The organism is Marinisporobacter balticus (assembly GCF_004345705.1).
GTDB classification, from domain to species: Bacteria; Bacillota; Clostridia; order Peptostreptococcales; family Thermotaleaceae; genus Marinisporobacter; species Marinisporobacter balticus.
In genome coordinates this window covers 1-20,350 of the sequence record NZ_SLWV01000027.1, presented here as the reverse complement: position 1 = coordinate 20,350, position 20,350 = coordinate 1, and the positions used below count along the sequence as shown (strand labels likewise).

Here is a 20,350-nt window from a genome sequence, read left to right as displayed (position 1 = left end):
TAATTTCGAAAAAGTATTCAATAATCATGAAAAAGAATGTATAATGGAATAAGTGAAATAAAAATTGCACACTGTTTTGTGCAATTTTTTATTGAAAAGAAATAGAGAGGAGGACGTTATACAAATACTGTTGTATAACAAACGAATATTGATTACAGTTACAGGTCTAGGACTTAGGTTTGGAGATAAAAAATTATTTGAAGATGTAAATGTGAAATTTACACCAGGAAATTGTTATGGTGTAATCGGTGCAAATGGTGCAGGAAAATCAACTTTCTTAAAGATTTTATCTGGTGATATTGAAGCAAATGAAGGGGATGTATCTATAACACCAGGCGAAAGACTAGCAGTACTAAAGCAAGACCATTTTGAATTCGATGAATGTATTGTTTTAGATACGGTAATCATGGGACATAAAAGACTTTATGAAATTATGAAGGAAAAAGATGCATTGTATCAAAAAGAAGATTTTAGTGAAGAAGATGGCATCAAGGCATCTGAACTTGAAGGAGAGTTTGCAGAACTCGATGGTTGGGAAGCAGAAACAAATGCAGAAAAGCTATTAATGGGTCTAGGAATTCATAAAGATTTACATTTAAAAACGATGAAAGAATTAGAGGGTGGAGAAAAGGTAAAAGTTTTACTAGCTCAAGCACTCTTTGGAAATCCACATATTCTTTTACTAGATGAGCCTACAAACCATTTAGATTTTAAAGCCATTAGCTGGTTAGAAGAATTCTTAATAAATTATCAAAATACAGTAATCGTGGTATCCCATGACAGACATTTCTTGAATAAAGTTTGTACACATATGCTAGATATTGATTTTGGTAAAGCAAAATTATTTGTTGGGAATTATGATTTTTGGTATGAATCTAGTCAGTTAGCATTAAGACTTATGAAGGATCAAAACAAGAAAAAAGAAGAGAAAGTTAAAGAACTACAAAGCTTTATTGCGAGATTTAGTTCAAATGCTTCTAAAGCAAAGCAAGCCACTTCAAGGAAAAAACTTTTAGATAAGATTAATATAGAGGATATAGAGCCTTCAACAAGAAGATATCCTTTTGTTGGATTTACACCAGAGCGAGAAGCTGGAAAGGATATTCTAACAGTGGATGGAATCAGTAAAACTATAGATGGTATAAAAGTTTTAAATAATATTTCCTTTACGTTAAATAAAGGGGACAAAGTGATCATCCTTGGAAGAAATGAGATCGCAAGAACGACCCTATTTAAAATTCTAATGGGTGACATGGAACCAGATGAAGGATCATTTAAGTGGGGAATTACGACGAGTAGAGCACATTTTCCAAAAGATAATGCAGCGTACTTTGAAGATGTCGATTTGAATTTGGTAGATTGGTTAAGACAATATTCAGAAGAAAAATCAGAATCCTTTATCAGAGGGTTTTTAGGAAAAATGTTATTCTCTGGAGAAGAAGCTTTAAAAATAGTAAAAGTACTTTCTGGAGGGGAAAAAGTAAGATGTATGTTCTCAAAATTAATGCTTTCCCTTGCGAATGTGTTAATTCTTGATGAACCAACAAATCACTTAGATTTAGAATCTATTCAATCTGTAAATAATGGATTGGTAGCTTTTTCAGGAACGATGCTATTTACATCACATGACCATAAGTTTATTCAAACCATTGCAAATCGCGTGATTGAAATAACACCTAAAGGGATTGTAGATAATCAAACTACTTTTGATGAATTCCTAGAAAATGAAGAACTACAAGATGAAATTGATAAAATGTATCCATAAATTTTCATTAGATCACCCTTTTTATATTTAAATATGAAGGGGTGGTTTTGTATTATAAAATAATATTTTATAATAGGTAGAAAATGTTGTATAATTAAAGAAATTGATAAAATTTGTGATTGCTTTTAAATTGAGATATGTACATAAAAGGCGAAACCATAGGATGAAGTGTATAAAGGTAGGAATTATATTAAGCTTTGGACTATTATTATGTGCAATTAGTATTGTCTTATCAGTGAATGCAAATATAGGTCTTGGACCATGGGCTGCATTTCATGTAGGGATTATAAAACATATACCCATTACATTAGGAGCGGTCCAAATCCTAACGAGACTTATTATTGTTGTATTTACTACAATAATGGGACAAATTCCAAAATTAGGAACCATTACAAATATGATTCTTATAGGTGTATTTATAGATATGATTAATAAGTTGCAAATCATTCCTCAAAGTAGCCATTTAGGAACAGGGATTTATGTTCTTGGGATAGGGTATACAGTTCAGGGGATATTTGAATTATTTCATTTTGATACCCATAAAATTGTGCATAGATCAATTTTAGATGAGTATGAATTTTTAATGCATAGGTTCATTCGAAATATGGATATGGAAAATAATAATTAGAAGATAGCATCTGAATAGGATGAATTATATATTTTAGAAAGAGTATATAGTAAATATAGAACACGATCAAAGTGGATCATTTATGCTACTATGTATTGGGGTGCTGTAATGTTTTTATTTTATAAAAATTATTTTCAAACTGTATCAATGCAGGATCAACAAGAATTTTCACAACAAAAATTTGTACATAATAATTTTCGGATATTATTTTTAGCTGTTTTTTTAACGATAGAACAGGCGTATTATGGTTTTTTTGTGCGTGAAAATGGGAGCTTGATTCAAAAAATACATTTGTTGACAGCCTTGGTTATGCTTACATATGCTATGGCAAGTCTATATATACAAAAGAGAAAGCCTGTTTGTAGCGCGCGTATATTCCAAATCTATGAAGTGAGTTTTGGATTTTACGGATTTTTTATTGCAGCTATGAGGGTCTTACTAATACAAAATGACATGTTTCGATTACCAACTATATTCATTGCTGTGTTTTATGGATTTGCTGTTATTTTTTATTTTAACCCATTTGAAAGTTTTATCGTATATTCTGTTACAAGTGTATCGGTAATTTTATTCTTGCCTATATTTCAACCTACGCTTACAGTAAGTAGTTATGTGGAAGATACGGTTGCGAATGCTATGATTGCATGGATTGCTTCATTCATCAACTATTATAAGTATGTAAAAGAATTTATCAATCAAAAAATTATAGAAACAAACAACCAAGAGCTTAAAGCAAAAACGGAGCAAATACAAAAAATGAACGAAAAATTGACGGAATTTTCAATAAAAGATGGACTAACAAATATTTATAACAGGCGAAAATTGAATGAAGTTTTAAAATATGAGTATAATAGAGCAAAAAATGACAACAAAGGGCTTTCGGTTATGCTACTAGATTTAGATCGGTTTAAATCTGTTAATGATACATATGGACATAATGTTGGGGACAAAGTGTTAATTGAGATAGCGGATTTATTAAAAAGAAATGTTAGAAATCGTGATACGGTAGGTAGATGGGGAGGCGAAGAATTTCTAATTATTTGCCCTGAAACAAATATAAATCAAGCATTAGATTTGTCAGAAAAATTAAGAAAAAGAATTGAGAAACATAAATTTCAAGAAATTAATTGTAGAACGAGTAGTTTTGGGGTATCAATCTACAAAAAAGGAGATGCTATTGAGGATATCATAAAAAGAGCGGATGAAGGATTGTACAAAGCAAAAGAAAATGGAAGAAATCGGGTTGAGATCTCTATTTAATGTATTTTTCTAGAATGCTCTCTGCATATTTATATATGAAGGGGGTTTTTTCATTACAGAAAATAATGCAATAAGAGAGGAAAAAGATTTAATCATGTAGAATTGTATAGAAAAGAATATGAAGATAATAGGAGGAAATACTGTATGGCTATAAGAGAAATATTGTTATTAGGAAATGAAAATTTATACAAAATAGCTAAAGAAATTGCAAAAGAAGAAATTGAAAAAGCAAAGGCAGTTGTTGAAGATTTACATAATACAATGATGCATTTTAGAGAAAAATATGGTTTTGGTAGAGCCATAGCAGCACCACAAATTAATGAACTTTATAGGGTGATTTACATGAACTTTGATGGTAAATCAATAGCTTTTATAAACCCAAAACTTGAAGCTATTGGAGATGAAAAATTTGTGATGTGGGATGATTGCATGAGCTATCCAGGAGTAGAGGTAAAGCTATATAGATATAAAAAAGTGAGGGTTTATTATAAAGATTTAGAATGGAATGATTGTGTTGTTGAATTTGAAGGGGACTTAGCAGAATTGATACAGCATGAATATGATCATTTGGATGGGATATTAGCTGTGCAAAGAGCCATAGACAACAAATCATTGAGAATTAACAAAAATAAAGCTGGTTGTTTTTAGTAAAGGTTGCATCTTGGGAGGAACTGCAGCAGCGTTAGTGACTATTTTTTTTGCGTTAGTTTAAAATCATTTTAAAACTTGGGGGCAATTAGCATGGAAGATAAAAAAATAAAATACAAAATAGTACGCCCTAAAATACCAAAGGAACTAGATTTATTTTACTTTTCTAATGAACCTATTCAAAATGAAGATACTTTCTGTATGAGCATTGTTTCTGATTGCTCTATTGAAAATCAAACGGCTAAAAAAGTAAGCTTCAAACAGATGATATTTAGGAATGTTACCTTTAAAGAAGTATCATTTGAATGTATCGATTTAACAGATGTTAGATTTGAAAACTGCGATTTATCGAATGTAGACTTTTGTGGAGCGATCATCCATAGAGTAGAGATGATAAATTGTAAGATTTTAGGGATTAATTTGAGTGAATCAACCTTACAAAATGTAGTGTTGGAGAATTGTAATGGCCGTTATGCTTTTTTCAGATTTACAAAATGTAAGCAGGTGGATTTTGTAAATTGTTTATTGAATAATGCTGATTTTCAAGAAGCTAATTTTACTAAGGTTGAGTTTGATCATTGTAATTTAGAACAGTCCCAAATATCAGGAACAAAATTAAAAGGAATAGATTTTAGTAATTGTGAAATAGAAGGAATAGGCGTAAGAATAGATGATTTATATGGGGTTATTGTTTCACCTATACAAGCAGTTTCTGTTTCAAAACTTCTAGGGATTATTATAAAAATATAGATGGATACATAGAAAATTGCAATTATATCTCATCTAAGCAACGTATAAAATTTGAAGACTATTCATTAAATGATGTGGTTTATGCAATAGATAATTTATAAGTATATATAGCTAAATACGATTGAAAAGTGAAGAGATGAAAAAGTTTAAGTTTTTCATCTCTTTTTAATTGAGTTTGTATATTTAAACGGTTTCATTACATTTGATAAGAAGGTGTTCCCATCTTCTATCTATTTCTCTTTGAAAATCTTCTAGTAGATGATTATTTTCTTTTTTGAATAAATGATTAAATCTTCCTTGAAGTTTTAAAAATTCTTCAATAGGTAGTTTGGTTTTGGGCGTGTATGTGCAGCCATAACTTGCGTAAGATCTTTTCTAAATTGTTGCTTATCCAGGGGAAACTTTTCCTACAGGCAGCTTCAACGCCACTCATTGTAGCACCAGTATTTTCAAAGGCATTATGAATAAATGAGTCCTTCCATGCAGTGTATGGATACATGAATGAAGAAACTTCTAAACAGCCTGTTGCGCAACCTATGATTGCATGATCTTCTGGTTTGTTCATTGCTTTTTTTTAGTTATAAGCCATTTTTGCATCTTCTATTCTCAGACATCAAAGTATCCATATGTTTCTAAAACTTCGTTTGTTTCTACTATATTTAACAAATTACTATAGATTGGTTCCACATCATTAGGATTAAGATCCCGTTCACTAAGATCATAAATATAATTGATTAATTTTGGCTTTTCTTCCTATGGATTTTTCAAATTCTTTTATAAGAAGGGGGGGAGTTTTGCGTCGATTGAAATCTAATGTTTTATATTTATTGGATTGAAATTTGCTCATGTATAGTAAATAAATCTCCTATAAACAGAATGAATGAGTAGCTTCTCAATAATACGGAAATACTATTTAAAAGGCATAGCATAAGGAGGTATGAGGATGAAAGAATCTCATAACGGTTTGACGGCAGGGCAATTAGCCATGATGGCACTTGGGACAGTGGTTGGAGGATCTTTTTTTCTTGGGTCTTCTGTAGCGATTCGTGCAGCAGGACCTGCTGTTGTCATTTCGTATATACTTGGAGGTATTTTAGTGTATTTTATTCTTTTTGCTTTATCGGAGATGACAGTAGCAGATGCACCTCCAGGATCTTTTAGAACCTTTGCTGAGAAAGCATATGGTCCAGGGGTAGGGTTTGTAGTAGGCTGGGTCTATTGGACGGGAATTGCCTTAGCCATGTCTAGTGAAGCAACAGCGGTATCTATTTTTCTGAAAGGTTGGATACCTAATATTTCTTTACCTTTAATTGGTTCAATTATTATTATTGTTGTTACACTGCTTAACTTACTAGGAGCTGATAAATTAAGCAAATTAGAAAGTGGCTTAGCTATCATTAAACTTTTGGCGATTGTTGGATTTATTGTATTAGGAATCATGTTGATTTTTGATATTGGCTTAGATGCACCAAAGATTGGAATGGGTGCTTTGCAGCAAGAATCTTGGTTTTCTGGCGGAATTTTAGGGATTGCTGGAAGTATGCTGATTGTTATGTTTACATATGCTGGATTTGAAATCATTGGTTTAGCAGCTTCTGAGACTAGTAATCCTCATAAGACAGTTCCAAAAGCAATAGCTTATACTGTAATCATTTTAGTAGGACTATATGTAGCAGCTATTATGGTGCTTTTACCATTAATCCCTATTAGTCAGTTTACAGAAGAAAAAAGTCCAATGGTATTGGCATTGACAAGGTGGAACCTAGGTTGGGCTGGAAGAGTAATGAATGTGGTATTAATAACGGCTATCCTTTCTACTATGTTAGCAGCTATGTTTGGTCTCGGTAGGATGATTCGCTCTCTTGCAGATGAAGGACATGCTCCACTATGGCTAAAAGATAAAGGGGATATTCCTTATAGAGGGATTATTTTCTCAGGGGTTGCAATGCTTTTAGGATTATTTTTCGGCTTTGTGTTACCAGAGAAAGTGTATATTTTTCTAGTTAGCTCAGGTGGATTTGCGCTACTGTTTACGTATTTAGTGATATTGGCTACACATCATAAATTTCGAAAGAAAAATGGTTGTCCACCAAATGGGAAATGCCAACTACCAGGTTATCCGTTTTCTTCGTGGATAGCAATGTTAAGTTTAATGGGTATTATACTGAGCATGCCCTTAGTTGAAGGACAAGGATATGGGTTGATAGCAGGTGTTACATTGGTATTACTATATACAGCATTATATTTTGTGAAGAAATACTTTTCAAAAAATTTAAAAGAGGGTATCTATAAAGATAAAGTTTCAAAATCTATCAAGCCAATAAGAATAATTATTCCTAAAGCGCATATGGAAACTTCAGAAGAGTTAATTCCTGATAAAATAAAGCGAGAAGAAAAAAAGAAAAAACAATAAAATGATGATTTTTTCTACATACGATTAAGAAGAGTTGTGTTTTAAATTTATGATACCTCCTTGGGAATAAGATGTTAAAAGCACAAAACCAAAAAACTTTAGAATTTAATCTACCAACAGCTTTTGCATAATTATAATTCTAATTTCCATAATTATAAAAAATATCAAGCGATTAAATCCACACTAAATAAGAAAGAACCCTTTATGGAAAGATGGAAGAAGTGGAATATCTTACGCTCAATCTTTTTTGGGGGTAAAGGCTATTATAGTGAACTTCGCTTTGTTCTTGTAAAATACCAAGGGAAGTGCACTATTCTCGTATCAACAAAACTTGATTTAGGCCCAACAAGTATGATAGAACTTTATGCCTATCGTTTCAAAATCGAATGTACTTTTAGAGAACTGAAACAGGTGATAGGTGGATTTAGTTATCAATTTTGGTCTAAGTCAATGCCAAAACTAAAAAGATATTTAAAGCACATCCTATTAAGGAAATAACATCACAAAAAGATAAAGAACTGGTTTTGCTGTATAGTATTATCTGTACGATCAATATATTATAAAAAAGATAAAATACATATTACGCAATAGTAGAATAATACAAAGATGATTGATATCATAGGAGGGGGTTAACATGGATTTAGAGAGTGCAAATGGTAGTGCGGGACTTTACAATTTAGAACTTTGAACGAGATTTAACCCTATAGTTGGACCAAGTGATTATAAAGATGCAGAACTTGAGAACTACACCAAATAAGAAACAAAAGGGACAGTTGGGCTTTTCTTTGAATCAAAACACCTTATAGCATTATTTTGAATCTTTAAAAGCTGGCTCATTTTATACCGAATTTTGGGTAAAAATTCAAATAACTTATACTCTGATTCAATATCATTGATAATATACTGAATGCTATCATCATCAAAAGGCATATGTCGATCGATGGTTTTAATATGTCATTATTCTTTTGATAGCTCAATATCACCAGAAATAGTTTCAATCTTTATTATACTTTGAATCTCATTAGCCTCTACAGTATTTCCTACTACATAATCTTTATTTATCTCTCCTTCTATCGTGAGGGGAAATGCGCATTGAATACTTCCCGAAACAGTTTTTGATTCTAAGCGAAACTGAGCACTTTCAGGAAGTTTTATTTGAACATCCCCTGATATAGATGAAACCGATATATTATCATCTAGTTTTTTTACTTTTACGGATAAATCACCAGAGGTAGTATCTACATCTAACTTTCCTATAAAATTATCTATATCAATATTACCTGATGTGGTATTCCAATCTAATGACCCTTCAAAGCGATCTATATGAACATTCCCAGAAGTAGTGTCCAAACTTCCTTTCTTTACAATTATTGTATTTCCTTCTATTTCTCCTGATACAGTTGAAAATTTCCCATTTTCTATTTGAACATCTGAAAGATCAATATCTCCTGATACGGTTTCTATCTCCATATTTTTTGCATAATCTTTTGGTATATACACATCAAGTTTTAACACAGAGGGCTTTTTAAAAAAATTTTTAATTTCTATTGAAAAAGCTTTTTCATCTTCTCTATGAATGAGTAATTCTTTATTTTTCTTTTCCACATTTAATTGGGGAGTCTTTCTAGTTATTTCTCCATAAAAATGAATTTTTACATCTTTTCTATCTTCTGAAATCAACTGCACATCGGTAATTGTCATATCAATATGAATCTTTTTAATATCATCTAGCTTCACGTTTTTTGTAAGATCAATATCTTTTCTCTCAATATTTATAATGTTATCTCCTGATTGAATAAACAATGCCCCCGAAATTCCAAAAGATACAAGCATAATAACAAATGTAACCAAAATTATTTTTTTCATATTTTTATTCATTTTGCACCCTCCCGAAGTAGATTTCTAAATAAATTCTTAATCATTTTTGAATTCATCTTTAAATACTTTATAGTAATCTTATAAATCCATTTTGTAAGATAGCAATTTCCTATCATAAAAAGAATTCAAAGAGCAGTTAAACCAATCCAAAAGAATATGCTTGCTACAGGGTTTGAAATCATTACCAGATGCCTAAATATTCTTGGTTGTTAATCATAGTCAATCCTTTCATATAAGTATATTTTGTGGAGAAAATATTTTAACTTATTTTAAAGGATTCGGCTATGTTTTTTTGAATGTGTAAATATATGGGTATTAACTATGGATACGTTAGGTATATTAGGATGCGTTTAGTCTTTTGGTTTAAGCAACAAAAGACAAGAACGCAAGAGAAAAGAATTTTATAAAATAGTATATTTCTTTAATGATAATGGCTTAAAATACGTTGCTAAAAACTCGTAATGCAGATAGAAGAAGAATACCAGAAAACCGTATGAGGGAAAACTTCACGTACGGTTTGATGAGGAGATGGGGGAAGAGATTAAATCAAATCCACCGTTTTACTCTATAATATTTTTACAGTGTTGTGTCGGTTTAAAAAAATTGTGAAATTGATGCATATATGTTAAAATATATTAAAGTGTTAAAAATTAAGAAAAATAAAATAATTCTATATATAACATAATATAGAATAATTATGTTGTAAAAAGTAGAAAAATATCTAAAACATAATGTTTTTTAAGGGGATTGCCATCTGGTAATAGGGAATATTAAATCTTTTTTGATGAAAAATATATGTGTGTTGTGATTAGAGAAGGTCGAATAATTGCATGAAAGATATGCATGACTTGCAAAACGGTTATTGTATAAAAAAATACGTATTTATACATAAGGGAGGTATTTTTCAATATATGAATAATGCGTATGTTTTTTAGATGGATAGTTACGAAATTAACTATAAAAATATGAATGAAGGGGGATGGATCATAAGCGTATTAGGTACATATTGTAAAAATGAGAAAAAAATTCACTGAAAATTTTAAGGGGGAAAAGAAAATGAAAAGAAAATTTAAATTATTAGCGTTATTAACAGTATTTGTTATGATCATTGGATTATTTGTTGGATGTAGCAGTAATACTGATGAAAAAGCGAATGACGATGCGAATAAACCAGCAGAGCAAGTTTTTGTAAATATAGGAACAGGTGGAACAGCTGGAACATATTTCCCATTAGGGGGTGCTTTTGCTGAAATATGGAATAATAATATCGAAGGGATTAATGCAACTGCACAAAGCACCGGAGCTTCAGTAGCAAACATTAACTTATTGAAAGACAAAAAAGTTGAAGTTGTCATTGTACAAAATGATGTTGCTTGGTACACAGAGAACGGAGAAGTTATGTTTAAAGATGGAAAATATGAAGATATCAGAGGATTAGTTACTATGTACTCTGAGCCACTTCAAGTTGTTACAACAGATTCAAGTATAAAATCAGTAATGGATTTAAAGGGTAAGAGAGTAGCAGTTGGAGCGATTGGTAGTGGGGTTGAAGCAAATGCTAGACAAATCATAGCAGCTGCTGGACTTGATTTTGAAAAAGATATCGATGCAAAATTCTTATCATTTGGAGAAGCATCAACGGGTTTAAAGGATAAGCAAGTAGATGCAGCATTTTTAACAGCAGGAATCCCTACGGCTGCCATTCAAGACCTTGGTGCACAACATGATGTCTTTGTAGTACCTGTAGATGGTGAAATTGCAGACGCATTATTAGAGAAATATAAGTTCTTCACAAAATTCACAATACCTGCAAATACTTACAACGGTCAAACAGCAGATGTACAAACATTAACAGTTAAATCTATGTTAGCTGTAAATGCTGAATTGAATGAAGATTTAGCATATCAATTAGTAAAGACGATCTATGAAAATCATGATAGAGTCGTTGCAGCACACAATGTTGGAAAATATATTACAGAAGATACAGCATTAGATGGTATGTCAATTAAATTACATCCAGGTGCTGAAAAATACTTTAAAGAAAAAGGATTACTAAAATAAGGAGTTTGAAGACAAGTGTGGGACTTTCAAAATGAAAGCATCTTTGGGAAAAAAATAGTTATTGCATGCATTTTATGCATAGGATTGATTGTATTATGTTCAAAAAGCTTTTTGAAAGAAGAGAAAGTATTGATCGTTGAAGATCTTGATAAAAAGATGAAGACAGAGTATGTCCTTCCAGATAAAACTTTTACTTTGGGATATATTCACTCTGTTTTACTAACGCCAGCAGAGGAATATTTCAAAGTAGAGGATGATAATAATCTAATGCTTTACAAAACAATCTATGAATCCTTTGGTGTGGGACTGCCATTTTCTCAGGAAAAATGGGAATTTGACATAAAGAATGGGAAATTTATATTGAATATAAAAAGGTCTTGCGATTTAATTCATTTAAGAGTGTCTCCCATTCCAAAGCATTGGTTAAGCATAGGAGAAGATCGATATGAATTGATTAACTTAGTGAAAGAACCAGAAGATCTAGTCAAAATATATGCTGTTGATCAGTGGGGTTTTAAGGTAGGGAAACAATTTTATAAGGTGTTTTAAAGTATATCTAATGCTCAAACCTCTTTTGATAAAAGAGGTTTGAGGATTATTTCAAGTTTTCATATTAATACGAAGAAATAGATGTGATTATTCTAATGACAAGATAGACTATTGAGAAGGGAGCTCGATTATGTCTGAAAAAAAACCGCTAGATATGGAATCAATTCAGGAAGTTGGAAATGCCGATGAGATTTTAAGACAATTCGATAAAGGTTCAGATTATCGTGAACTCAAAGGTTTTGCAGCGAAGATTATATCTGCTATTTTAATATGTTTTACACTTTTTCAATTATATACAGGTGTGTTTGGTGTACTAGATGCAATGTTACAAAGGGCTATACATTTGGCATTTGGTTTAAGTTTGGTGTATCTTTTGTATCCTACACGAAAGAATTGGTCCAGAGAAAAGATGCATCCTGTAGATGTGCTTTTAGCTGTTACAGCAGCATCTGTGTGTATGTATATTGTTGTATTTTATAAAGAGCTAGTGTTTAGAGCAGGAAGAGTAACGACTATTGATATGATTGTCGGGTTAATTGCTATTATTTTAGTATTAGAAGCGGCAAGACGTGTAATTGGATGGCCAATGGTTGTTATTGCAGTATTATTTATTGGATATGCCTTGATTGGACCATATATTCCTGGAAAGCTTGCACATAGAGGTGTTGATATTGAGAATTTAGTGCAACAACTATTTTTTACTACAGAAGGAATACTTGGTATACCTATAGGCGTTTCATCAACCTTTATTTTTATGTTTCTACTGTTTGGTGCATATCTTGAAAAAACAGGTATGGGTGAATTTTTTATAGACTCAGCAAATGCAATTGCAGGTTTTGCGGCAGGTGGCCCTGCAAAAGTTGCAGTAATTTCTAGTGGGTGTATGGGTACGCTTACAGGAAGTTCTGTTGCGAACGTTGTTGGAACAGGAAGTTTTACTATTCCAATGATGAAGAAATTAGGATATAAAAGTGAATTCGCTGGAGCGGTTGAGGCGACAGCTTCTACGGGGGGGCAGTTAATGCCACCAATTATGGGTGCAGCTGCATTTTTGATGGCTGAGTTTACCAATACCCCATATGTTCGTGTTATTACGGCAGCTTGTATTCCAGCTTTATTATATTACTTTGGGGTATTTGCTGGTGTACATTTTGAAGCAAAGAAGCTTGGTTTAAAAGGACTTCCAAAAGATAAGATTCCTAAATTTGCGAAGATTATGAAAGAGAGAGGACATCTCTTATTACCAATTATTCTTGTGATCTATTTATTAGTTGCAGGATACACGCCGATTAGAGCAGCATTGGGTGCAATCGCTTCATCGATTATCTGTTCTGCACTCAAGAAAGAAACGAGATTAAGCTTTAGGGATATTATTGATGGACTTGAAAAAGGAGCTAGAACTGCATTAACGGTAGTGTCTGCATGTGCTTGTGCAGGGATTATAATAGGGGTTGTAACACAAACAGGACTAGGACTCAAAATGGGATCAATGCTAGTAAGTATCGCAAATGGGAAACTTTTACTAACATTATTCTTTACCATGGTTACTTCTTTGATCTTAGGAATTGGTGTACCGACTACAGCCAATTATGTTATAACATCTACGATAGCAGCACCAGCTTTATTAATGTTGAATGTGCCGATCTTAGCAGCACATATGTTTGCATTTTATTTTGGAATTATTGCGGACGTAACACCGCCAGTATGTCTTGCTGCTGTTGCAGCTGCAGGAGTAGCTAAGTCAGAGCCAATGCGTACAGGGATGCAAGCAGCAAGGCTTGCCATTGCAGCTTTCCTAATCCCTTATATTTTTGTATATAGTCCTCAAATGTTATTAATTGATGTAACCATTATGCAGGTTGTATTTATCGTCGTAACATCACTCATCGGAATCGTAGGTGTAGCAGCAGCATTGACAGGTTACTTTAGAACGAATATGTCAGTACTAGAACGTTTGTTATTCTGTATAGGTGGGGTATTTTTGGTAATGCCGAATATAAAATGGACTGCAATCGGTGGAGTACTTATGATAGCAGGATATTTTATTCAGGTATCTAAAATGAAAAAGGATGTCATTGCTTAACATTAGAAAGATTATTAAATTTATTGTTTTACAAATAAAAGTTTACTGTAAGTTAACTTATAGTGAACTTTTTTATTGTCCATAAAGCAGAACAAATACTTTATTTTTATTTAAATGATTGACAAAATATTTGATTGCTGATAATATTACATTATTCAAATGAACAATTAAATTGACTAGCATAAATCATGCGACTGGCGGAAGTGGAATGAACCACATGGAGCATGATTGAATAAAAGCCGACCGCCTGGGCACAAAAGTCCAGGGGGTTCTCTGTTTTTTTTGAAACCTCTTGGACTTGAGATTAAGTCAGGGAGGGATTTTTTATGTTAAGAAAAGAATGGACAGGATTTGAAGAAGGAAATTGGGTAGAAGAAGTAAATGTAAGAGAATTTATACAAAAAAATTATATTTCTTATGAAGGTGAAGAAAACTTTCTAGTAGGAGCTACACAAAAAACAGAAAAGGTTTGGGCTATTTGCAAAAAATTATGTATAGAAGAATTAAAAAAAGGGATTTTGGATGTGGATACAAAGCATGTTTCAGGGATCGATAGCTTTGCGCCAGGTTATATAGATCGGGAAAATGAGGTTATTTTAGGATTACAAACAGATGCACTGCTAAAGAGAATGGTCAATCCTTTTGGGGGAATAAGAATGGTAAGATCATCTTTAGAAGCTTATGGATATAAAATAGATCATGAAATGGATCAGGCATTTAAAAATTATAGAAAAACACATAATGAAGGGGTATTTGATGTATATACAGAGGAAATGAAAGCTGCAAGAAATGCAGGATTGCTAACAGGGCTTCCTGATGCATATGGGAGAGGAAGAATCATAGGAGACTATCGAAGAATTGCTTTATATGGTATTGAGTTTTTAATAGAGAAAAAAATGCAAGACCGTTTAAAGTTAAAAGGGAAAATGGATGAAAGATTAATAAGACAGCGTGAGGAAATAGCAGAACAAATACGTGCACTTAAGAAAATGAAAAATATGGCCAATGCTTATGGTATAGATATTTCAAAACCTGCCAAGGATGCAAAGGAAGCGATGCAATTTATATACTTTGGTTATTTGGCTGGAATAAAAGAAAATAATGGAGCAGCTATGTCTCTTGGAAGAACAAGTACCTTTATGGATATATATATTGAAAGAGATTTAAAAAATGGTGTAATCACAGAAATTGGTGCACAAGAGATTATTGACCAATTTGTTATAAAACTAAGAATGGCAAGACATTTAAGAACACCTGAATATAACGAATTGTTTGCAGGAGATCCAAACTGGATCACAGAGTCCATAGGAGGTATGAGTATAAATGGAAAGAGCCTTGTAACAAAGACATCTTATCGTTTTATGCATACACTAACAAATTTAGGATCTTCTCCAGAACCTAATATGACTGTTTTATGGTCAGAAAAGCTACCTGAGGCTTTTAAAAAATATTGTGCGAAAATGTCTATTGAGACAGACTCGATCCAGTATGAAAATGATGATCTAATGAGAGGTATTTATGGGGATGATTATGGAATTGCCTGCTGTGTTTCTGCAATGAAGATAGGAGAACAGATGCAGTTTTTTGGGGCAAGATGTAATTTAGCAAAAGCCCTTTTATATGCGATCAATGGTGGAATAGATGAAAAGAAAAAAACTTTGGTTGTACCTAAAATGAATAAAATAGAAGATGAATTACTAGACTACAAAAAAGTAAAAGAGCAGTATTTTAAAGTACTAGAATACGTGGCAGAACTTTATGTAAATACCATGAATATCATTCACTATATGCATGACAAATATGCCTATGAAGCAGGGCAAATGAGTCTACATGATACAGATGTTGATCGAATTATGGCATTTGGTGTAGCAGGTTTATCTGTTGCAGCGGATTCTCTCAGTGCTATAAAATATGCAAAAGTAAAACCTATAATGGAAAATGACATTGCGGTAGATTTTCAAATAGAAGGAAATTTTCCTAAATTTGGAAATGATGACGATAGGGTGGATGATATCGCAGTGGAAATTGTGAATAAGTTTATCAAAGAACTAAAAAAACATGAAACCTATAGAGAAGCAGAGCACACTTTATCGGTACTGACCATTACTTCAAATGTTGTTTATGGGGAGAAGACAGGGGCAACACCAGATGGAAGAAAGCAGGGAGAAGCTTTTGCACCTGGGGCAAATCCTATGCATGGTAGGGAAGAAAATGGTGCTTTAGCATCTTTAAATTCAGTAGCAAAGATTCCTTATGAATCTGTTTGTCAAGATGGTGTTTCAAATACTTTTACCATTGTACCTGAAGCTTTAGGAAAAGATGAAAATAGCAGAATTAGTAATTTAGCAAATATATTAGATGGATATTTTGGGCAAGGGGCACATCATTTAAATGTAAATGTATTAAATAGAGAAACTCTTTTAGATGCCATGGATCATCCAGAAAAATATCCTACACTAACTATTAGGGTTTCAGGATATGCGGTGAATTTCAATCGCCTTACAAGGAAACAGCAATTAGAAGTCATTAGTAGAACCTTTCACGAAAATATGGCAGTGTAGAGGTGAGGATATGATTGGGAAAATACATTCTTGTGAAAGCATGGGGCTTACGGATGGCCCAGGCATAAGATTTGTGACATTTTTTCAAGGATGCAAGTTAAGATGTGCCTATTGTCACAATCCTGATACTTGGGATTTTTATAAAGGAGAAACATTCACATCAAAGGAACTTTTAAAAAAAGTACTACGGTTTAAGCCTTATTTTGAAAAATCAGGTGGAGGAGTTACCTGCTCAGGAGGGGAACCTCTTATGCAAGCAGAATTTTTAATTGAATTTCTTAAATTATGTAAAGAAAATGGTATTCATACAGCCATAGATACTGCAGGATTTGGGAAAGGCAGCTATGAAGAAATACTAAAGTATACAGATTTGGTCATTTTAGATATAAAGCATATAAACGGAGTAGGATATAGAAAACTAACAGGTGGAAATATTTCATCATTTGAAATATTTAAAAAAGCCATAATAGATGCAAATATGAAGCTTTGGATTAGACACGTAATGGTTCCAGGCATAACAGATAGTAAAGAACATTTAGCTAGCTTGAAAAAAATAATAAAAGGCTTTAAAAATGTAGAAAAGATTGAACTTCTTCCTTACCATAACTTAGGAGAAAACAAGTATAAGGCTATGGGAATCCCTTATAAGCTAGAGGGTATAAAACCAATGAGTAGAGAAAAAACCGTAGAACTTGAAGCCTATTTAAATAACATTTAATTTAGAACGAATCCCTATAAATATCACTTCATCAAGTTTTAGCTGTAACGTGTAAAAATTTTTAGAGATAAATTAATCCAAAAATATAATGAAATACAGTATAATCCTGAATTATGCATAGGCTATATGATAAATTACTAAACACATGTATTTTGAATACTTCCAATAATTTATCACTTTCACTTAATAAGTGATAAAAAAATATATGAAAATAGCCTCAAATCTGGTATTGTAAAGTGTAAAAACAATCCAAATATAAGGGGCTATTTTCATGACTAGTGTACACGCTACAGCAACAAATTTCAATAGCAAATTTAAAATTAATTTCAACGGTGGTAATTTATCCTCTGATTCCGGATTATTACTTTACAAATCCTTCGATGAAAAACTTGCTTCACAACCTACAGTTTCTCGCTTAAATACAAAATTAGAAATAGAGTAACTAAAACAATTAACTGAAGAAATAAACGATATTATTGATAATAATTACTTTAAAAACTACACGCACTATGGAGAATTTATGTACCAAGCGAAAAGCTGGAATAAAGCACGAAGAGTAGTTGTAAAAATCGAGAGAAAAGAAGGTCAACTAGTTTATAATAAATCTATTTTGGGAAATATTCAATCGAATAGAAAGGATACCTTCGTTAGAAGGAATGAAATAGATTTATAACCTACTGTTAATAAAATTCACAGATTTTTAAGAACAAGGGATAAGTGTCTCTATTTTAAGGAATGTATTGGAAAATAATCGTAGAAAAATAGCGTTATAAGATGCTACCACAAAATACAAACACAGAAATGAAAAAACTTTAGATCATAACTGCATATTCTGTAATATGATTATTGAAATCTAAAGCTATGAATATTTCGGGAGATATTATCCCTGAATAATTATAACTAAATCACCCTTATGAGACATATCTATATAAGAAGGGGGTCATTTTTTTTGCGTTATAGAAGATACCACCGTAGGAAGACGAAAGATAGCTTAAAAGTATTTATTAGCATATTACTTATTTTTTTAGTACTTATTTATGGGAAGGATAAAAAAGATAAAATATATTGTATACAATAGTAAGATATTACGAAGATTATTTATATTTTACGTGGATTGGAGAGATACATATATGGATATTATTTTTAATTTAGGAAAAGCAAATGATATTGATGAATTAGAACAGCTTTATAATGATTTGAATGACCATTTGGCAAAAGGAGTAAACTATCCTGGATGGATAAAGGATATATATCCTGTTCGGCAAAATGCAATCGATGGAGTTAAACATGGTAATCTCTATGTATCAAAACATAATGGGAAAATCATTGGCTCTGTTATTCTAAACCATGAACCTGAACCTGAACCTGAACCTGAACCTGCATATTATAAAGCTAAATGGGAATTTGAGTCTGACTATTCAGATGTTTTTGTTGTATATACATTTGTAGTGCATCCAAAATTCTTGAAATGTGGTGTAGGCAAAGCATTAATGGATTTTTCTATTGAACACAGTATTAATTCACAAGCTAAATCAATTAGGTTGGATGTTTACGAAGGTAATATACCTGCCATTAGGCTGTATGAAAAATGTGGTTTTAAATATATTGATACAGTTGACTTGGGACTTGGAAACTATGGGTTGAACTGGTTTAGACTATATGAAAAATTACTATGAGATAATTAGTATAATCTTCTTATAATGCGAAGTTAAGGATTATTTATATTTTATGAGGTAGGTGGACTTTACATGAGAATCGAAACAACAAATAGATTAACAGAAAATCAGATGACTGAAATTCTAAATTTAGAAACAGTCGCTTTTTGTGAAGATACTTTAGAAAATCATGCTTTTTTATCAAACGAAATAAACTTTGACAAGTCATTGCAGTGCTTCTACATGGGATATGAAAATGATGAGTTGATTGCTTTTTTAACTACATTTATGCCAACTTCTTATGAAGCGGAAATATTAGCTGTTACACATCCAGAGCACAGAGGAAAAGGATATTTTAAAAAACTATTTCAGTCTGCTAAAGAAACATTAGTATTGGCAGGAATAAATAAAACTTTGTTGGTCGTAGAACCCAAAAGCAAAAGCGGTATTGCGGTCTTAAAAACTTTTGAGTGTGCGAAGTTAGCGCGTTCAGAATATAGGATGTTTTATAATGGCTCAAAAGCTTTGCCCAAATATCCGGATTTACAGTTTTTTGAGGTGAGTAATCAAAACAAAGAAATATTTGCAGAAATTACACGGGATGCTTTTCCGGACTTAGAGGAAAGCAGCAATTTTATTGATACTGTAATTTCTTCTAAAAACCGAAAGGGATATGTAGCTTACAAAGAAGGAATTCCAGTAGGCGTTTTTGATTTTAATTATGAGGAACGAAATACTTTCCTTTATGGTGTGGGGATTGCAACACCATATCGTGGAAAAGGATTAGGAAAGAAACTGGTTGGGTTTGCATTGATTGAAGGACTAAAAAAATCGGATAAAGTAGTGCTTGATGTGGATTCAGAAAATCCAACAGCTTTTAATTTATATAAGAAGTGTGGATTTCAGATTGGTTTTCAAGTTGATTATTATAGATGCGAATTTTAGTAATACTACGCCAATTGAGCATAACCTTTATTAAATTAGTACGTACTTTTATTATCTTGCGTATTGAAGCAAACTAAATTAAAATTGTAACTAAATCACCCACCTTTATCATATTTATATAAGAAGGAGGTGATTTTTTGCGTTATAGGAAATACCACCGTATAAAAACGAAGGGTAGCTTAAAAGCATTTATTAGCATATTACTTATATTTTTAGTACTTATTTATGGATTTATGTTAGTTGACCAGAAAATAAAGCCTGCATTTATAGCAATAGCGGAAGTTAACCCGTCTGTGAGCTAATGGCAACTTTTAAGGTTAAGGTGTGTTATGGGATAGAATGAGTAGTCACAGAAACTAATGTATAAAATTTAATTTTTATGCAATCCATTAAAAATCTATAAATTTTATCATTAGAGCTCATTTATATATGAAAA

The 20,350-nt window shown here is 32.0% G+C and carries 17 protein-coding genes, 1 pseudogene and 1 riboswitch; of the genes and pseudogenes, 17 read left to right on the top strand and 1 reads right to left on the bottom strand.

Annotated features, from left to right (window positions below; translation table 11 throughout):
* Nucleotides 1–148 precede the first annotated feature (148 nt).
* From EV214_RS14885 to EV214_RS14850, 7 genes are all read left to right on the top strand, one after another.
* On the top strand, nucleotides 149–1,765 hold the full coding sequence (locus EV214_RS14885) for an ABC-F family ATP-binding cassette domain-containing protein (protein WP_132247161.1): 1,617 nt from the start codon (nucleotides 149–151) through the stop codon (nucleotides 1,763–1,765).
* Between the two features lie 163 nt (nucleotides 1,766–1,928).
* Nucleotides 1,929–2,393 carry a hypothetical protein gene (locus EV214_RS14880; RefSeq protein ID WP_132247159.1) on the top strand — a complete coding sequence of 155 codons (465 nt, stop codon included), beginning with the start codon at nucleotides 1,929–1,931 and terminating at the stop codon, nucleotides 2,391–2,393.
* A gap of 108 nt (nucleotides 2,394–2,501) precedes the next feature.
* Nucleotides 2,502–3,653, top strand: coding sequence for a GGDEF domain-containing protein (locus tag EV214_RS14875; protein WP_165916401.1), 1,152 nt, complete (start codon nucleotides 2,502–2,504; stop codon nucleotides 3,651–3,653).
* A 144-nt stretch (nucleotides 3,654–3,797) separates the two neighbouring features.
* Nucleotides 3,798–4,301 (top strand): peptide deformylase, encoded by a 504-nt coding sequence (locus tag EV214_RS14870; RefSeq protein WP_132247155.1) that lies wholly within the window; start codon nucleotides 3,798–3,800, stop codon nucleotides 4,299–4,301.
* 93 nt (nucleotides 4,302–4,394) lie between these two features.
* Nucleotides 4,395–5,051 carry a pentapeptide repeat-containing protein gene (locus EV214_RS14865; protein WP_132247153.1) on the top strand — a complete coding sequence of 219 codons (657 nt, stop codon included), beginning with the start codon at nucleotides 4,395–4,397 and terminating at the stop codon, nucleotides 5,049–5,051.
* Between the two features lie 943 nt (nucleotides 5,052–5,994).
* Nucleotides 5,995–7,464, top strand: coding sequence for an amino acid permease (locus tag EV214_RS14855; RefSeq protein WP_132247151.1), 1,470 nt, complete (start codon nucleotides 5,995–5,997; stop codon nucleotides 7,462–7,464).
* Nucleotides 7,465–7,668: 204 nt separating this feature from the next.
* Entirely contained in the window at nucleotides 7,669–7,962 is a 294-nt protein-coding gene (locus EV214_RS14850; protein WP_132247149.1) for a hypothetical protein, read from the top strand.
* A 459-nt stretch (nucleotides 7,963–8,421) separates the two neighbouring features.
* Here EV214_RS14850 and EV214_RS14845 read toward each other — a convergent pair whose 3' ends face one another.
* Nucleotides 8,422–9,342 (bottom strand): DUF4097 family beta strand repeat-containing protein, encoded by a 921-nt coding sequence (locus EV214_RS14845; RefSeq protein ID WP_132247147.1) that lies wholly within the window; start codon nucleotides 9,340–9,342, stop codon nucleotides 8,422–8,424.
* Between the two features lie 1,056 nt (nucleotides 9,343–10,398).
* Between EV214_RS14845 and EV214_RS14840 the strand changes: the two genes are divergently transcribed.
* The 10 genes and pseudogenes from EV214_RS14840 (at nucleotide 10,399) to EV214_RS18820 (ending at nucleotide 20,216) form a co-directional block, all read left to right on the top strand.
* Nucleotides 10,399–11,403 carry a TAXI family TRAP transporter solute-binding subunit gene (locus tag EV214_RS14840; protein WP_132247145.1) on the top strand — a complete coding sequence of 335 codons (1,005 nt, stop codon included), beginning with the start codon at nucleotides 10,399–10,401 and terminating at the stop codon, nucleotides 11,401–11,403.
* Between the two features lie 15 nt (nucleotides 11,404–11,418).
* A complete protein-coding gene (locus tag EV214_RS14835) occupies nucleotides 11,419–11,952 on the top strand; it encodes a DUF1850 domain-containing protein (RefSeq protein WP_132247143.1) in 534 nt (177 codons plus the stop codon).
* Nucleotides 11,953–12,082: 130 nt separating this feature from the next.
* Nucleotides 12,083–14,035, top strand: coding sequence for a TRAP transporter permease (locus tag EV214_RS14830; RefSeq protein WP_132247141.1), 1,953 nt, complete (start codon nucleotides 12,083–12,085; stop codon nucleotides 14,033–14,035).
* Nucleotides 14,036–14,215: 180 nt separating this feature from the next.
* Nucleotides 14,216–14,295: riboswitch (ZMP/ZTP riboswitch) on the top strand.
* A 66-nt stretch (nucleotides 14,296–14,361) separates the two neighbouring features.
* Nucleotides 14,362–16,596, top strand: a complete 2,235-nt coding sequence (pflB, locus tag EV214_RS14825; protein WP_132247139.1) for a formate C-acetyltransferase — start codon at nucleotides 14,362–14,364, stop codon at nucleotides 16,594–16,596.
* Between the two features lie 10 nt (nucleotides 16,597–16,606).
* Nucleotides 16,607–17,314: a pyruvate formate-lyase-activating protein gene (pflA, locus tag EV214_RS14820; protein WP_132247137.1), complete on the top strand. Its 708-nt coding sequence runs from the start codon at nucleotides 16,607–16,609 to the stop codon at nucleotides 17,312–17,314.
* Nucleotides 17,315–17,585: 271 nt separating this feature from the next.
* Nucleotides 17,586–17,756 (top strand): hypothetical protein, encoded by a 171-nt coding sequence (locus EV214_RS18825; protein WP_165916400.1) that lies wholly within the window; start codon nucleotides 17,586–17,588, stop codon nucleotides 17,754–17,756.
* Nucleotides 17,757–17,768: 12 nt separating this feature from the next.
* A pseudogene (locus tag EV214_RS14815) lies at nucleotides 17,769–17,987 on the top strand (transposase); the annotation flags it as partial.
* Between the two features lie 457 nt (nucleotides 17,988–18,444).
* Nucleotides 18,445–18,990 carry a GNAT family N-acetyltransferase gene (locus tag EV214_RS14810; protein ID WP_132247215.1) on the top strand — a complete coding sequence of 182 codons (546 nt, stop codon included), beginning with the start codon at nucleotides 18,445–18,447 and terminating at the stop codon, nucleotides 18,988–18,990.
* Between the two features lie 72 nt (nucleotides 18,991–19,062).
* Complete coding sequence (locus tag EV214_RS14805) at nucleotides 19,063–19,914, top strand: GNAT family N-acetyltransferase (RefSeq protein ID WP_132247133.1); 852 nt, start codon at nucleotides 19,063–19,065, stop codon at nucleotides 19,912–19,914.
* Between the two features lie 137 nt (nucleotides 19,915–20,051).
* Complete coding sequence (locus EV214_RS18820; RefSeq protein ID WP_165916399.1) at nucleotides 20,052–20,216, top strand: hypothetical protein; 165 nt, start codon at nucleotides 20,052–20,054, stop codon at nucleotides 20,214–20,216.
* The last annotated feature ends 134 nt before the right edge of the window (nucleotides 20,217–20,350 follow it).

Excerpts from the sequence above, each read along its gene's own strand:
- EV214_RS14880 (WP_132247159.1), top strand. The coding sequence starts at position 1,929 with ATGAAGTGTATAAAGGTAGGAATTATATTAAGCTTTGGACTATTATTA.
- EV214_RS14850 (WP_132247149.1), top strand. The coding sequence starts at position 7,669 with ATGGAAAGATGGAAGAAGTGGAATATCTTACGCTCAATCTTTTTTGGG.
- EV214_RS14810 (WP_132247215.1), top strand. The coding sequence starts at position 18,445 with ATGGATATTATTTTTAATTTAGGAAAAGCAAATGATATTGATGAATTA.
- EV214_RS14845 (WP_132247147.1), bottom strand. The coding sequence starts at position 9,342 with ATGAATAAAAATATGAAAAAAATAATTTTGGTTACATTTGTTATTATG.
- pflB (WP_132247139.1), top strand. The coding sequence starts at position 14,362 with ATGTTAAGAAAAGAATGGACAGGATTTGAAGAAGGAAATTGGGTAGAA.
- EV214_RS14830 (WP_132247141.1), top strand. The coding sequence starts at position 12,083 with ATGTCTGAAAAAAAACCGCTAGATATGGAATCAATTCAGGAAGTTGGA.
- EV214_RS14875 (WP_165916401.1), top strand. The coding sequence starts at position 2,502 with ATGTTTTTATTTTATAAAAATTATTTTCAAACTGTATCAATGCAGGAT.
- EV214_RS14865 (WP_132247153.1), top strand. The coding sequence starts at position 4,395 with ATGGAAGATAAAAAAATAAAATACAAAATAGTACGCCCTAAAATACCA.
- EV214_RS14840 (WP_132247145.1), top strand. The coding sequence starts at position 10,399 with ATGAAAAGAAAATTTAAATTATTAGCGTTATTAACAGTATTTGTTATG.
- EV214_RS14805 (WP_132247133.1), top strand. The coding sequence starts at position 19,063 with ATGAGAATCGAAACAACAAATAGATTAACAGAAAATCAGATGACTGAA.
- EV214_RS14870 (WP_132247155.1), top strand. The coding sequence starts at position 3,798 with ATGGCTATAAGAGAAATATTGTTATTAGGAAATGAAAATTTATACAAA.
- EV214_RS18825 (WP_165916400.1), top strand. The coding sequence starts at position 17,586 with ATGACTAGTGTACACGCTACAGCAACAAATTTCAATAGCAAATTTAAA.
- EV214_RS14855 (WP_132247151.1), top strand. The coding sequence starts at position 5,995 with ATGAAAGAATCTCATAACGGTTTGACGGCAGGGCAATTAGCCATGATG.
- pflA (WP_132247137.1), top strand. The coding sequence starts at position 16,607 with ATGATTGGGAAAATACATTCTTGTGAAAGCATGGGGCTTACGGATGGC.